We start from the raw sequence: 13,713 nt of genomic DNA, 5'->3' as shown, positions 1-13,713 counted from the left end.
GGAGGCGGGCGGGATGGCCGGACGGGGAACACGCCCCACCCTGGAGGAGGTCGCCGCCCTGGCCGGGGTCGGCCGCGGCACCGTCTCCCGGGTGATCAACGGCTCGCCGCGGGTCAGCCCGCGCGCCCGGGACGCGGTGCTCGCCGCGATCGACGAGCTCGGGTACGTGCCGAACCGGGCCGCCCGCGCCCTGGTCACCCGGCGGACGGAGACGGTCGCGCTGGTCGTGGCCGAGTCCGAGCTGCGGCTGTTCGACGAGCCGTTCTTCGCGGGGATGATCCGGGGGGTGAGCGCGGCGCTGACCGAGACCGGCCTGCAGCTGCTGCTCGCCCTCGCCCGCTCCCCCGCCGAGTACGCGCGGCTGGAGCAGTTCCTCACCCCGCAGCACGTGGACGGCGTGCTGCTCACGTCCCTGCACGCCGAGGACCCGCTGCCCGGACGGCTGGAGGCGAGCGGCGTGCCGACCGTCCTCGGCGGCCGCCCGCCCGGCATCGAGCCGGTCTCGTACGTGGACGTCGACAACCGCAGTGGGGCGCGGCAGGCGGTCGAGCACCTGGTGGAGCGGGGCCGCCGCCGCATCGCGACCATCGCCGGGCCGCAGGACATGGGCGTCGGCATCGACCGGCTGACGGGGTACCGGGCCGCGCTCGCCGAGGCGGGGCTGCCCGAGCTGGTCGCGCACGGCGACTTCAGCGAGGCCAGCGGGATCGCGGCGGCCGAGGAGCTGCTCGCGCTCGACCCCGGCCTGGACGCGATCTTCGCGGCGGACGACCCGATGGCGCTCGGCGCGATGCGGGTGCTGCGCCGGCACGGGCGGGCCGTCCCGGGGGACGTCGCGGTCGTCGGCTTCGAGGACTCGCCGTCCGCGGCGCTCGCGGACCCGCCGCTCACCACCGTCCACCAGTCGGCCGAGGAGATGGGCCGCGAGATGACCCGGCTGCTGCTGGCCCGGGTCAACGGCGAGCCGATGGACGACCCGGTCGTCATCCTCCCGCCCCATCTGGTCGTCCGCGCGTCCAGCTGACGCACGCCGGACATCTCGGGCGTACGCCCTCCCCGAACGTCCCGAACGGCGTTCGGCGCTCCCCTCGCCACCTGCGGCTTCGCCCTTTCGGGTGCCGATAAATCGGCCCCAACCTCGCAGATCCACATGTCCGTGAATTGCTCGACAATTCACGGGGCAAACATCGTCGCGCGCGATAAAACCCTCCCCCACTCACCCCTTCACCCGTGTCATTTAGCGTTGTTAACCTGGCGATCGGCCGGGGATAACCCGGCCGAAAATACCGCCGGAAGGCCCTGCGGGAAACGACACCGGCAGACCACGGGAGACGCGATGTGGAGCACCGGGCCCAAGCCGCCCAGCGACGTGACCAAGCACAGGAACATCTACACGGTCCGCCAGATCCAGCACCTTCTGGTGCTGTGCTCCCTGCTCAAGCAGGACGGGCCGCTGGCGCGGGCGATGGCCACGGCACTGAGGCTCGACCCCCTCCCGATGGCCGCGCGCGCGGAGCCGGTGCCGACCCTGCATCCGCAGGCCACCAAGGACTGGCTGGAGTCCTTCTGGGACCCGGCCGCCCTGACCCCCGACGAAGTGGAGGTCGCCGCCTGGCAGAACAACATCACCGAAATGGTGACCGCGGTGGAGGAGGTTCACGCCATCGAGAAGCTCATCAGAATTCGGCTGACCACCGAGTTGGACAATCAGCCGGAAGCTTGCGAGTAAGAATTCACAAGGAGGAAGAAATGACCACGACAATCCTGCGCTACGCCGCCGCCGACGCCGACTTCCGCAGCGAACTGCTGGAGCGCCCCGCCGACTTCGGTGTCACCTCCGTTCCCGCCGGCGTGGAGCAGCCCGACGCCGAGGCGCTGGGCTACTGGACCGAGGGCGTCGCGGCCGTGGACATCTACGCCTGTGCGTCCACCTGCAGCTCCGGCCCGTTCACGTTCGTCTGCGACGGCACCACCAAGGGGTGACGGCGGACCCGGCGCGTCCGTGGTGACGTGCCGGGCCGCCTCCCTCCGGCCCGTGCTCTGACATCGGGCCGAGCGTGACGACGGTGGGCCGGCCGAGGCCGGCCCACCGTCCCTCGCACGCCCGGGCCCCGCGCCCGGGCCTCCGGTGCCGGGCCGTTCGTGCCCGGCCCTCCGTTCGCGGCGGCCTCCCCCGCCGCGGCCGACCGTCCCGCCCGTCCCCTGACGAGGAGCACCCGTTCGTGATGCAGCACCGCCTCGACCTCGCAGCCCGCGCCGCCAACCTGGCCGAACGGCGGCGGGTGGTGGACGAGCTCGGCCCGCCACCGGACCCGCCCGCCCTCGGCGAGTTCGACACCTGGCTCGCCGGACGGCAGGCCGGGAAGCTGGCCGAGCGCGGCGCGCAGACCAAGCGGCGCGACCTGCCCGGACGCGACGTCCACGAACGGGACGAGCTGGTCGCGCTGCTGACCGCCTACCGGCAGCACGAGCTGCTCCTCACGTCCGACGACTCGCCGTTCGGCCGCATGCTGGAGGACCTGGCCGCCGAGTGGCTGCCCACCTACCGCGCGGCGCTCGACGGCCCGCGTGACGACGCGGCCGCGGGCCCGGACGCCTGGTGGCGCGCGCCCGAGGTGCTGTACGGCCGGTACGCGATCGTCGGCGCCCCCTTCCTCGCCGAGCTCGACCGCCGCCTCACCGCCGTCCTCGCCGAGGGCGACGCGGGCCCGGTGTTCGACCGGGCGTTCGTGGCCGGGTTCCAGGAGCGGCTGCTCAGCCGGTTCCGGCTCGCGGTGGCCTGGACGGTCGAGACCGACGCGAAGGCGTACTGCGCGCAGCACGGCATCGACCCGGAGACCGCGTCCGACGCCGACTTCACCGCGCACCTGGAGGCCACGTTCGGGAAGGTCGACGCCCACCACCGCTTCTTCCTCGACTTCCCCGTCCTCGCGCGCTGGATGGCGCAGGTGACCGCGCTGCTCGCCGAGCACGGACGCGACCTGATCACCCGGCTCCGCGCGGACGCGGCGGAGGTCGGCGCCGCGTTCTACGGCACCCCGATCACGGTCGTGCGGAACGCGGTCCCCGGCCAGGGCGACGACCACGCGGGCGGACGCAGCGTGGTCATCCTCGACGTCGAGACCGCGAACGGGGCCGAGAAGCTCGTCTACAAGCCGCGCAGCGTCCACGGCGAGGCCGCGCTGCAAGCGCTTCTGGACCGGATCCGCACCGACGGCGCGCTCGGCTTCGCCTCCCGGCCCGTCCTGCCGAAGGACGGCTACGGGTACGAGGCGTTCGTCCCGTCCGGGCGCAACCACGTCGCGGACCGCTCGGCCGCGGCCGCCGTCCACGCCGAGCTCGGCGGGTACCTCGCGCTGTTCTACGTGCTCGGCGGCGGCGACCTGCACTTCGAGAACATCCTGGTCGCGGACGGGCACGCGTTCATCTGCGACGGTGAGACGATCCTCGGCGCCGTCCCCGGCGAGCGCCCGGACGCGACCGGCACCCTGATGGACTCGGTGTTCCGCACCGGCCTGATCGAGTGGCCGTCCGGACGCGCGGGGGCCGAGGGCTCGATGCGGCTGTCGGGCTACGCGGGCGGCGGCGCCTACGAGATGCCGACGAGCGTCCCGCAGCTGGACGAGCGGGGCCCGTCGTTCGCCGCGTCCGTCCGGCACGTGTCGGGCGTGCTGGTCGACCCGGGCGCGAACAACCGGGTGTTCGTCGACGGCGAGATCACCCACGCCGAGGACTTCGCCGAGGACGTCGGCGCCGGGTTCGACGCGGTCTACCAGTGGTTCGCGCGGGGCGGCGAGGACGCCGTCGCGGTGGTGCGCGACCTGTTCACCGGGACGCGCGTCCGGTTCCTCAACTGGAGCACGCAGATCTACGCGCAGCTGCTGCTCGCCGCCCGGCACCCGCGCTGCCTGATGGACCCGATCGAGGTCGACCTGCTGATCGACACCGTCCGGCACTTCCCGCGCGTCTGGGACCACGACCTCGCCTGCCCGGACCGCGAGGCCGAGTCCATGTGGCGGCTGGACATCCCGCTGTTCGACACGCCCGCGGAGGCCGACCGGGTGACGCACGACCACGGCCCGGCCGTCCCGATCCGGCTGGCGGCGGCGCCGCTGGACATCGCGGCCGAGCGGATCACGGCGCTGACCGAGGAGAACCGGCGCCGGCAGCGGCAGTACATCTCCGCCGGGCTCGCGGGCGGCGACGTGACCAGCGAGGACTTCGCCGCGACCTGCCTGGAGCAGGCCGAGGGCATCGCCCTGCGGCTGTGCGGGGAGGCGCGGCTCACCGGCGCACCCTGGACGTCCTACGTCATGACCCGGGACGGTCACGAGGCGGTGGACATCGAGGCCGACCTCTACAACGGGACGGCGGGCATCGCCCTGTTCCTCGGCCACCTCAACGCCCTGAGCCCGCGCCCGGAGTTCGAGCGCACGGCCCGGCTCGCCCTCGCGCACGCGATCGACCACACCGACATGAGCCGGATCGGCGCGTACCCCGGCATCGGCGGGCTGATCTACACGCTGCTCCACCTGCACCGCCTGTGGGACGAGCGGGACCTGCTCGACCAGGCCGTCGCCCTCGCGGACGGCCTCGCCCCCGCCATCGAGCAGGACGACCGCCTGGACGTCTACTTCGGCGTCGCGGGCCTCATCCCCGTCCTGATCCAGCTCGCCGACGCGACCGGCGGGCACGGCGCCGACCTCGCGGTGCGCTGCGCCGAGCACCTGCTGAAGCACGCGAACGCCGACGGCGACGCCCTGTCCTGGCCGGGCGACGACGGCGGCGCGGCGCTCGCCGACCTCACCGGCTTCGCGCACGGCGCGGGCGGCATCGGCTGGGCGCTCGCCAAGCTCGGCAAGCTCACCGGCCGGGACGCCTACGTCGACGCCGCGCACCGGGCCTTCGCCTACGAGGACCGGCACTTCGACGAGCTCGTCCAGGACTGGTACGACCTGCGGTCCTCGCCGGGCGGCCCGATCTGGAACGACCGGCACTTCGCCAACGCGTGGTGCAACGGCGCGGCCGGGATCGGCCTGGCCCGCCTCGCGACCTGGGACGTCCTCGGCCGCGAGGACGAGGACCTGATGCGGGGCGCCAGCCGCGGGCTGACCGCGACCGTCCGCAACTTCCCGCGGCTGATGAACGACACGCTCTGCCACGGCCGGTCCGGGAACGCCGAGCTGCTGCTCCGGCACGCCCTGCTCCGCGAGGAGCCCGCGTTCCGGGTGGAGGCCAACCTGCACGCCCAGAGTCAGTGGCGGAACCTCGCCGAGTCCCGGTCCGGCCCGGAGTCGGGGTTCTTCCCGGGGCTGATGCTCGGCATGGCGGGCTTCGGCCTGCACTTCCTGCGCCTGGCCCGTCCGGAACGGGTCCCCTCGGTCCTGCTGCTCGACCCGCCGACCCGACCCTGAGGAGAGATGACGAGAATGTCCGTTGACGCCTGCCAGGAATTCATGAACGTCGCCGGCAGCGACCCCGACCTGACGTTGCGGATGCGGGCCATGACCGGGGTGGAGGAGCTGCTCCTGCTCGCCCGCGGTCACGGGTACGAGTTCACCGTGCCCGACCTGGCCGCCGCGTCCCGGGCCTCGGCCCTGGAGAACGGCGGGCCCGCCGGGGCGCCGGCCGGAGCCCCGGGGCCGGGCGCGCCGGACGCGGGGACGACCGCCGGCACCTCCACCGGCACCTCCACCAACACGAAGGTGCTGCACACCGAGTACGCGCTGGACGACCTGCCCGGTTTCGGCGAGGTGCTCGAGCTGCTCCCGCGCGTCAAGATCCGTCCGCCGTCGGTGGACATGGACCGGTTCGCGGACGCCTTCGTCCCGGCGGACCTGGCGTCCACCGAGCACCCGCCGAGCGGCCCGGAGTACCGGCGGTGGCGGGCGGGCCTGAAACCCGTCCCCGGCGACCGCCGCGACTTCCACCTGGTCAACCTGGACGACCACGTGGCCCACCCCGGGTACGAGTCCTACCTGGACGCCAAGGTCCGGCTGGTCAGGGCGCTGGAAGGGGTGTTCGGGCCGGAGGTCCGGTTCTCCGGGAGCATGTGGTACCCGCCGTCGTCCTACCGGCTCTGGCACACCAACGAGGACCAGCCCGGCTGGCGGATGTACCTGATCGACTTCGACGACGACTTCGACGACCCGTCCGACACGTCGTTCTTCCGGTACCAGACGCCCGGCACCGACGAGCTGGTCACGCTGCGGGAGCGGCCCCGCATGGCGCGGTTCTTCAAGATCGAGCAGGAGCCGGAGCGGCTGTTCTGGCACTGCATCGTGAACCCGACCGAGCGGCACCGGTGGAGCTTCGGCTTCGTCGTCCCGGACGACTGGAAGGCCGCGCTGGAGGCCGCCGCGTGACCGCACCCCCCGCCGTCCCGGACGCGGCGGACCGGACGGGCTCCGCCGGGATCCCGCCCGCGATCGCCGCGTCCGGGCTGCGCAAGCGGTACGGCGACGTCGTCGCCGTGGACGGCGTGGACCTGTCGGTCGCGGCCGGGGAGTGCTTCGCGTTCCTCGGCCCGAACGGCGCGGGCAAGTCCACGACGATCGCGATGCTGTGCGCGCTGACCCGGCCGACCTCGGGCCGGGTCGCGATCGCCGGGCACGACACGCTCGCCGACCCGCTCGAGGCGCGCCGCCACATCGGCCTGGTGTTCCAGGAGACCACGCTCGACCTGAACCTGACCGCCGCCGAGAACCTGCGCTTCCACGCCGACCTGTACGACGTGCCGCCCGCGCTGATCCCCGAGCGCGTCGACCGCGCGCTCGACCTCGTCGGCCTCACCGCGGAGCGCGACCGGATCGCCGGGACGTTCTCCGGCGGGATGCGCCGCCGCCTCGAGATCGCCCGCGCGCTGCTGCACCGGCCCCGGCTGATCGTCCTGGACGAGCCGACGCTCGGCCTCGACCCCCACGCGCGCGCACGAGTGTGGGAGCACCTGCGGGCCGTCCGGGAACGCGAGGCCGTCACGATCTTCCTCACGACGCACTACCTGGACGAGGCGGAGCAGTGCGACCGGGTCGCGATCATCGACGCCGGGCGGATCGTCGCGGAGGGCTCCCCCGCCGCGCTGAAGGACGAGCTCACCGCGCCCGGCGCTCCCCCGCCGTCCCTGGACGCGGTGTTCCTGCACCACACGGGCCGTCCGCTGAACGACGAGCCGACGCTCGGCGCGCCGCCCGTCCCGGCGTCCATGCCCCGCCCGGACGGCTCGTCCTTGGGGACTCCCGCGCGGACGCGGCGGCTGGCGGCCGAGGTGCGTGCCGTCCGCATGGTGTGGCGGCGCGACCTGCTGCTCTACCGGCGCGACGGGTTCGCGGCGCTGCTGTCGATGGTGCAGCCGCTGCTGTTCCTGTTCATCCTCGGGATCGGGCTGTCCGGGCTGATGCCGGGGATCGGGCGGGGCGACTACCAGCTGTTCGTGTTCTCCGGGGCGCTCGTCACGGCCGCGCTCGGGCCCGCCGTGGCGGTCGGCGCGTCCCTGCTGTGGGAGAAACAGGCGGGCTTCCTGCGGGAGATGCTCGCCGGGCCGGTCCGGCGCGAGTCGCTGCTGCTCGGCAAGTGCCTGGGCGGCGCGACGATCGCGACCGTCCAGGGGACGCTGCTGCTCGCCGCCGGGCCGCTCATCGGCGTCCCGGCCAGGCCGCTGCTGATCGTCATGCTCGCCGCGCAGCTCGGGCTGGCGTCGCTGGCGATGACGGCGGTCGGCGTGCTCGCGGCGACGTTCGTCCGGCGCCCGCCCACCTACGGGACGGCCATGTCGGTGCTGATGGCGCCGCTGACGTTCCTGTCCGGCGCGATGTTCCCGCTCGCGGGGCTGCCCGGCTGGCTCCGCACCCTGGCGCTCGCCGACCCGCTCACCTACGCGGTGGACGCGCTGCGCCGCACGGTCGCGTCCCAGCTGCCGTCGGCGCCGCCGAACCTGTTCCGCCCGCTGACCATCGGCGCCTGGCACCCGCCGATCGTCGCCGAGTGGGCCCTGCTCGCCGTGCTCGGTCTCGTCCCGCTGATCTGGTCGGCCCGCCGCTTCTCCCGCACCGACTGATCCCGGACGTCCAGGCGCCCCGGCCCTTTCGCGGGCCGGGGCGTTCTTGTGCCCGAAACCCTCGCCCACGCGCGTGTTCCGTGCTCCCATATCGCCATGGAGGCACGCATCAAGGTCAGCGGCGACGATCCGGTGCGGGAGACGGCCGGACTGTACGAGTGGCTGCGCGGCGACCGGACGCTCGCCGGACGCGTCCGCGCCGAGTCCGCGCCACCGCGCGACGGCGAGCTGGGCGGCGGGACGGACGTCCTGGTCGCCGCGCTCGGCTCCGGCGGCGCGGCGGTCGCCCTCACGAACGTCCTGGTGGCGTGGGTGAAGTCCCGCCGCCCGGACGTCAGCGTCAGCGTCACGACCGCGAACGGCAGCGTCAGGATCGACACCACGGACCTGCCCGCCGAGGCCGTCCTGCCCCTGCTGCGCGAAGTCCTGCGCAGCGAGCGGGGAGCGCTGCCGGGCGAGGCCCTGAACGAGGCCCCGAATGAGGCACTGAACGACGGTGATGACTGACCTCTCCCGGTCCCGGGCGATCCTGATCGGGACGGCGGCGTACGCGGACGCGGCGTTCCCGCGCCTCCCGGCCGCCGCCAACAGCCTCGCCGGGATGCGCGCCGTCCTCACCGACCCGTCCCTGTGCGGCTGGCCGGACGACCGGGTGACCGTCGAGTCCGACCCGTCCGACTGGCGCAGGCTCGTCCAGCGGATGCGCGTCCTGGCCCGCGGGACCGAGGACGTCCTGCTGCTGTACTTCGTCGGCCACGGCGTGATGCTGCCGCACGGCGAGCTCAGCCTCGCCCTCGCCGACACCGAGGCCGGGGACCCGGACCTCACCGGCCTGGAGTACCGCCGCGTCCGCGACCTGCTCCGCGACAGCCCGGCCGCCACGAAGATCGTCATCCTGGACTGCTGCTACTCGGGCCGGGCCATCGAGGCCCTGTCCCCGCCGGACGCCGTGGCCGACACCACCGACGTCCGCGGCGTCTACACGCTGACGGCCAGCGACCACACCGCCCACGTCGTCCCGGCGGCGGAGCAGGCCGGGGTCCCGACGTCCTTCACCGGCCGGCTGCTCGCGCTCGTCCGCGACGGCGTGCCGGACGGCCCGGAGCCCTCACCCTGGGCGACCTGTACGTCCACCTGCGGCGGCGCCTGACCGCGCACGGCCTTCCCGCCCCGAACCAGCGCGGCACCGACACCGCCGACCGCTACCCGTTCACCCGCAATCCCGCCCACCGGCCGAGACCCGTGCCGTACCCGTACCCGCAGTCTCACCCGGAGCCCCGCGTCGTCGCGCCCCCGCGCCTGGTCCCCGCCGAGCCCCGCGGCCCCTGGTCCGTGATCCCCGGCGTCCCGGGCCTGCTGCCCGACGAGACCGCGGGCGCGACCGCCCTGGCCTTCAGCGCCGACAACCGTTCCCTGGTCACCGGCCACCTGGACGGCTCGATCCGCGTCCGGAACCGGGTGTCCGGAAAGTCGACCCTGCTCAGGGCGGCGGCCGGCGGGAGCGGACCGGCCGGCGTGATCAGCGCCGTCGCGATCACCTCGGACGGGTCCCAGGTGGCGTACGCGGTGCCCGGTCACGAGGTCGGGTCGTACTCCGTCGAAGGCTCGGCGCCCGAGCACCGGATCCTGGCCGACTCCTGGTCCGTGCCGAAGGGCCCCGTGCGCGCCCTCGCCTTCACCGCGGACGCCCGGTGGCTGGTGGCGGGCCACGCCGAGCCGGGGAAGGACCAGCGGACCTGCCTCGTCTGGAACACCCGGACGGGCCACCGCCTCAAGGACCCCGAGCCGGTCAAGGGCAGTTGGGCCCTGTGGTGGTTCGCGAGCGACCACGCCCTGACGGTGCTGCCGGACGACCGGATCGTGGCGTTCCAGCACAGGAACGGCCACTGCTCGGTCGCGACGTACCGGCTCACCGGCGGCGAGTCCACCAAGATCCTCGAATCGCGCGTCGAGATCGGCTCCCTCATCCGCTTCGACACCGCCGGGATCTCCCCCGATGGTCAGACGATCGTGACCGTCGCGCCCGGCTGGGTCCACAGCTGGCGCGCCACCGCCGACGGCTACCCCTCCGAACCGTCCCTGATGCCGGAGGGAACCCGGGCGACGTCCGTGATCGTTGGACCGGAGGGGCGCGCGGCGGCGATGTGGGCGCCGGGCGAGCCCCTGACAGTGTGGGATCTCCACGCGTTCGAGCCGATCGGGCGTCCGCTCCCGCACAGCGGGCAGACCAAGGCGGTCGCGTTCACGCCGGACGGCGCGGCGCTCGCCGTGGGCGACGCCGAGTGGCCCGTGCGCTTGTGGCGTCCCGCCTAGGGGCCGGTCGCGCCCTAGGGACGGTAGGTGAGGGGGGCGTAGTTCATGACGTGGTCGTGGAGCATCTGCGGGGCGGACGGGTCCTGTTGGCGGAACGCCTCGATGATGCGGGCGTGCTCGGCGGACTTGGAGTAGATCTCGGTCTTGTGGAGGCGGAGGGACAGCGTCGTCCAGACCTCGATGCCGAGGCCCTCCCACACCGACGTAAGCAGGTGGTTACCGCTGAAGCCGACCACGAGACGGTGAAAGTGGATGCTTTCACGGATCTGGACGTCCAGGTCGCCCTCGGCGGCGGCCTCGGCGAGCCGCGCGTTCTGGGCCTCGAGTTCGTCCAGGTGGGAGGTGAGACGCGGGAGCGCCAGTTCGACGGCCGTACGTTCGAGACCGGCCCGGACGGGGAAGATCTCCGCCAGGTCGCGTTCGTCGAACGGGCGGACGCGGGCACCGCGGTTGGGCAGCGTCTCGATGAGCCGCAGCGTCTCCAGCAGGCGCAACGCCTCGCGGACCGGGCCCTGGCTGACGCCCAGCTCAGTGGCCACACGGCGTTCGACGATGCGCTCGCCGGGCTGCCAGCGGCCGCTGGAGATGCCGTCCACGATGAACTCACGGATCTGGTCGACCAGGCCGGTGCGCCGCAGCAGGGCGGGCTGGTCGTCGGACGGGGCGACGGACGGGGCGTTCACGCCCTCCATGGTAGGGGGCGGACGGGAATGAACACTGGTCCAGACCTCTTGACCGAGGGCATATGATCGATCATTGATCAATGATGATCGGTGATGAGTGGCGCGGCGACCCCGCGGCACCCTCTCCCCGTACGGAGGAAGAACGCCGATGGCTGAGACCACGAAGGCAGCCCCGGGCCGCGCCCGCCGGACCACCGGCGCGCAGAGCACCAGGGGCACGGCGGTGAAGGGCACCCCCAAGCCCGCCGACAACCGTGCCAGCGCCGTCGCCCGCCGCAGGGCCGACGACGAGGCGCGCGTTGAGTACTTCCGGCAGATGCTGCTGGTGCGCCGCTTCGAGGAGCGGACCGCCCGGGCCTACACCGAGGCCAAGATCGGCGGTTACTGCCACCTGAACCTGGGCGAGGAGGCCACGGTCGTCGGCCTGATGGCCGCGCTGCGTCCCACCGACTACCTCTTCACCAACTACCGCGAGCACGGCTACGCGATCGCCAAGGGCATCGAGCCGCGCCGCGTGATGGCCGAGCTGTACGGCCGCTCCACCGGCGTGTCCAAGGGCTGGGGCGGCTCGATGCACATGTTCGACACCGAGGCCCGCCTGCTCGGCGGCTACGGCATCGTCGGCGGCCAGCTGCCCCTCGCGACCGGCGCCGCGATGGCGGTGTCCTACCGCGGCGGCGACGACGTCGTCATGGTCCAGATGGGCGAGGGCACGGCCGCGATCGGCGCGTTCCACGAGTCGCTGAACATCGCCGCCCTGTGGAACCTGCCGGTGGTCTTCGTGATCATCAACAACGGCCTCGGCATGGGCACCACGGTCGAGCACTCCGCCGCCGAGCCCGAGCTGTACAAGCGCGGCGCGGCGTACCGGATGGCCAGCGCCCGCGTGGACGGCACCGACGTGATCGCCGTCCGCGACGCGGCCCGCGAGGCCGTCGAGCGCGCCCGCGAGGAGAGCAAGCCGTACCTGCTGGAGCTGACCAGCCCCCGGCTGCGCGGTCACTCGGTCGTCGACCCGGCCAAGTACCGCACCAAGGAGGAGAAGGAGGCCCTCAAGGCCGCCGACCCCCTCGCCAAGGCCCGCCTGGACCTCGAGGACGCCGGGCTGCTGTCCGCCGAGGACGTCGAGCGTCTCGAGGCCGAGATCGCCGAGATCGTCACCGACGCGGCCGCGTTCGCGGACGAGTCCCCGCACCCCGAGGTGTCGACGCTGTTCGACTACACCTACGCGACGCCGGTGCCGAACGACCTGCCGCGTCTTCCCGCCGACCCGCTCTTCCGCGTCTGAGAGATCGACTTCCATGGCAACCATCACCTACCGCCAGGCCCTGCGCGACACGCTGCGGGCCGAGATGCTCCGTGACGAGAACGTCCTGCTCATGGGCGAGGAGATCGGCATCTTCGAGGGCTCCTACAAGATCACCGAGGGGCTGCTGAAGGAGTTCGGGGAGCGGCGCGTCCGCGACACCCCGATCGCCGAGGAGGGCTTCGTCGGCGCCGCGATCGGCGCCGCGATGCTGGGCCTGCGCCCGGTCGTCGAGCTCATGACGATCAACTTCTCGCTGCTGGCGCTCGACCAGATCGTCAACCACGCCGCCAAGATCTACGGCATGTTCGGCGGGCAGAAGCCCGTCCCCATGGTCATCCGCACCCCGGGCGGAGGCGGACAGCAGCTGGGCGCGACGCACTCGCAGAACGTCGAGCTGTACTACTCGTTCGTCCCGGGCCTGAAGGTCGTCGCGCCGTCCACGCCGCTGGAGGCGTCCGCGCTGCTCAAGGCCGCGATCCGGGACGACGACCCGGTCCTGTTCCTGGAGAACCTCGCGCTCTACAACACCAAGGGCGAGGTGCCGGACGACATCAACGACGTCCAGCCCGCCGAGATCGGCCGCGCGGCCGTGACCCGCGAGGGCACCGACATCACGATCATCGGCTACTCGCGGATGGCGCACGTCGCGTCCGAGGTCGCCGAGAAGCTGGCCGCCGAGGGCGTGTCCGCCGAGGTCGTCGACCTGCGCAGCCTGCGCCCGCTCGACCGCGAGACCATCGTCGCGTCGGTCCGCAAGACCGGCTCCGCGGTCGTCGCCGAGGACGACTGGCTCACCTACGGGATCGGCGCGGAGATCGCCGCGACGATCCAGGAGGGCGCCTTCGACTGGCTGGACGCCCCGGTCCGCCGGGTCGCCATGGCCGAGGTCCCGCTGCCCTACAGCAAGCCGCTGGAGACCGCCGCCCTGCCGTCCGCCGACTCCCTGCTCACCGCCGTTCGCGAAACACTCCGCGCGACCGGCCGTACCACCGTGGAGACCGTCCGATGACCGAGATCCTGATGCCCCGCCTCTCCGACACCATGGAGGAGGGCGTCATCGCCGCCTGGCAGAAGAAGCCGGGGGACGAGGTGGCCGTCGGCGACGTCCTCTGCGAGATCGAGACCGACAAGGCCGTCATGGAGTACGAGGCCTACGAGGCCGGCGTGCTGACGGAGATCCTGGTCGCCGAGGGCGAGACCGCCGCGATCGGCGCCCCGATCGCGATCATCGGCGGCAAGGGCGACGCCCCCGCCAAGGCCGAGGCTCCCGCCGAGGCTCCGGCGAAGACCGAAGCCCCCGCCGAGGCCCCCGCCGCCGCGCCCGCGCCCGCCGCGGCGCCGGTGGCCGCCGAGCC

Annotated in this window: 13 protein-coding genes; 12 read left to right on the top strand and 1 reads right to left on the bottom strand. The window is 73.3% G+C overall.

Going from position 1 to position 13,713, the window contains the following annotated elements:
* Positions 1–13: 13 nt before the first annotated feature.
* The 9 genes from EBO15_RS22100 to EBO15_RS44360 all read left to right on the top strand — a co-directional run bounded on the left by EBO15_RS22100 (position 14) and on the right by EBO15_RS44360 (position 10,366).
* A complete protein-coding gene (locus EBO15_RS22100) occupies positions 14–1,024 on the top strand; it encodes a LacI family DNA-binding transcriptional regulator (RefSeq protein ID WP_122196334.1) in 1,011 nt (336 codons plus the stop codon).
* Between the two features lie 312 nt (positions 1,025–1,336).
* Positions 1,337–1,729: a DurN family substrate-assisted peptide maturase gene (locus EBO15_RS22095; RefSeq protein WP_122196333.1), complete on the top strand. Its 393-nt coding sequence runs from the start codon at positions 1,337–1,339 to the stop codon at positions 1,727–1,729.
* A 20-nt stretch (positions 1,730–1,749) separates the two neighbouring features.
* Positions 1,750–1,983: a cinnamycin family lantibiotic gene (locus tag EBO15_RS22090; RefSeq protein WP_122196332.1), complete on the top strand. Its 234-nt coding sequence runs from the start codon at positions 1,750–1,752 to the stop codon at positions 1,981–1,983.
* Positions 1,984–2,225: 242 nt separating this feature from the next.
* Positions 2,226–5,414 carry a type 2 lanthipeptide synthetase LanM family protein gene (locus tag EBO15_RS22085; protein ID WP_122196331.1) on the top strand — a complete coding sequence of 1,063 codons (3,189 nt, stop codon included), beginning with the start codon at positions 2,226–2,228 and terminating at the stop codon, positions 5,412–5,414.
* A gap of 15 nt (positions 5,415–5,429) precedes the next feature.
* Complete coding sequence (locus tag EBO15_RS22080) at positions 5,430–6,365, top strand: Nif11-like leader peptide family natural product precursor (protein WP_122196330.1); 936 nt, start codon at positions 5,430–5,432, stop codon at positions 6,363–6,365.
* The gene (locus EBO15_RS47095; protein ID WP_325051934.1) at positions 6,362–8,053 is read left to right on the top strand and encodes an ATP-binding cassette domain-containing protein; all 1,692 of its coding nucleotides are present in this window, start codon (positions 6,362–6,364) and stop codon (positions 8,051–8,053) included. The genes EBO15_RS22080 and EBO15_RS47095 overlap by 4 nt, the downstream gene beginning before the upstream one ends.
* 96 nt (positions 8,054–8,149) lie before the next feature.
* Entirely contained in the window at positions 8,150–8,560 is a 411-nt protein-coding gene (locus tag EBO15_RS43715) for an effector-associated constant component EACC1 (protein WP_147481609.1), read from the top strand.
* On the top strand, positions 8,553–9,203 hold the full coding sequence (locus EBO15_RS22060; protein WP_122196328.1) for a caspase family protein: 651 nt from the start codon (positions 8,553–8,555) through the stop codon (positions 9,201–9,203). Before EBO15_RS43715 ends, EBO15_RS22060 begins: the two co-directional genes overlap by 8 nt.
* Before the next feature lie 92 nt (positions 9,204–9,295).
* Positions 9,296–10,366, top strand: a complete 1,071-nt coding sequence (locus EBO15_RS44360; protein ID WP_158628323.1) for a WD40 repeat domain-containing protein — start codon at positions 9,296–9,298, stop codon at positions 10,364–10,366.
* Between the two features lie 14 nt (positions 10,367–10,380).
* Here the strand turns inward: EBO15_RS44360 and EBO15_RS22045 are convergent, their stop codons facing one another.
* A complete protein-coding gene (locus tag EBO15_RS22045; protein ID WP_378238257.1) occupies positions 10,381–11,049 on the bottom strand; it encodes a GntR family transcriptional regulator in 669 nt (222 codons plus the stop codon).
* 148 nt (positions 11,050–11,197) lie between these two features.
* On the opposite strand from EBO15_RS22045, the gene pdhA reads away from it, so the two are divergent.
* The 3 genes from pdhA to EBO15_RS22030 all read left to right on the top strand — a co-directional run.
* A complete protein-coding gene (gene pdhA / locus EBO15_RS22040) occupies positions 11,198–12,337 on the top strand; it encodes a pyruvate dehydrogenase (acetyl-transferring) E1 component subunit alpha (protein WP_122196325.1) in 1,140 nt (379 codons plus the stop codon).
* A gap of 13 nt (positions 12,338–12,350) precedes the next feature.
* Positions 12,351–13,367, top strand: coding sequence for an alpha-ketoacid dehydrogenase subunit beta (locus tag EBO15_RS22035; RefSeq protein WP_122196324.1), 1,017 nt, complete (start codon positions 12,351–12,353; stop codon positions 13,365–13,367).
* On the top strand, positions 13,364–13,713 hold a 350-nt coding region (locus EBO15_RS22030; protein WP_325051933.1), incomplete at its 3' end, for a biotin/lipoyl-containing protein. The genes EBO15_RS22035 and EBO15_RS22030, both read left to right, overlap by 4 nt.

Source organism: Actinomadura harenae (genome assembly GCF_003696215.1).
In the GTDB taxonomy this organism is placed as follows: Bacteria; Actinomycetota; Actinomycetes; order Streptosporangiales; family Streptosporangiaceae; genus Spirillospora; species Spirillospora harenae.
The sequence above is the reverse complement of the archived record's forward strand: the minus strand, read 5'-3'. Positions and strand labels throughout refer to the sequence as shown.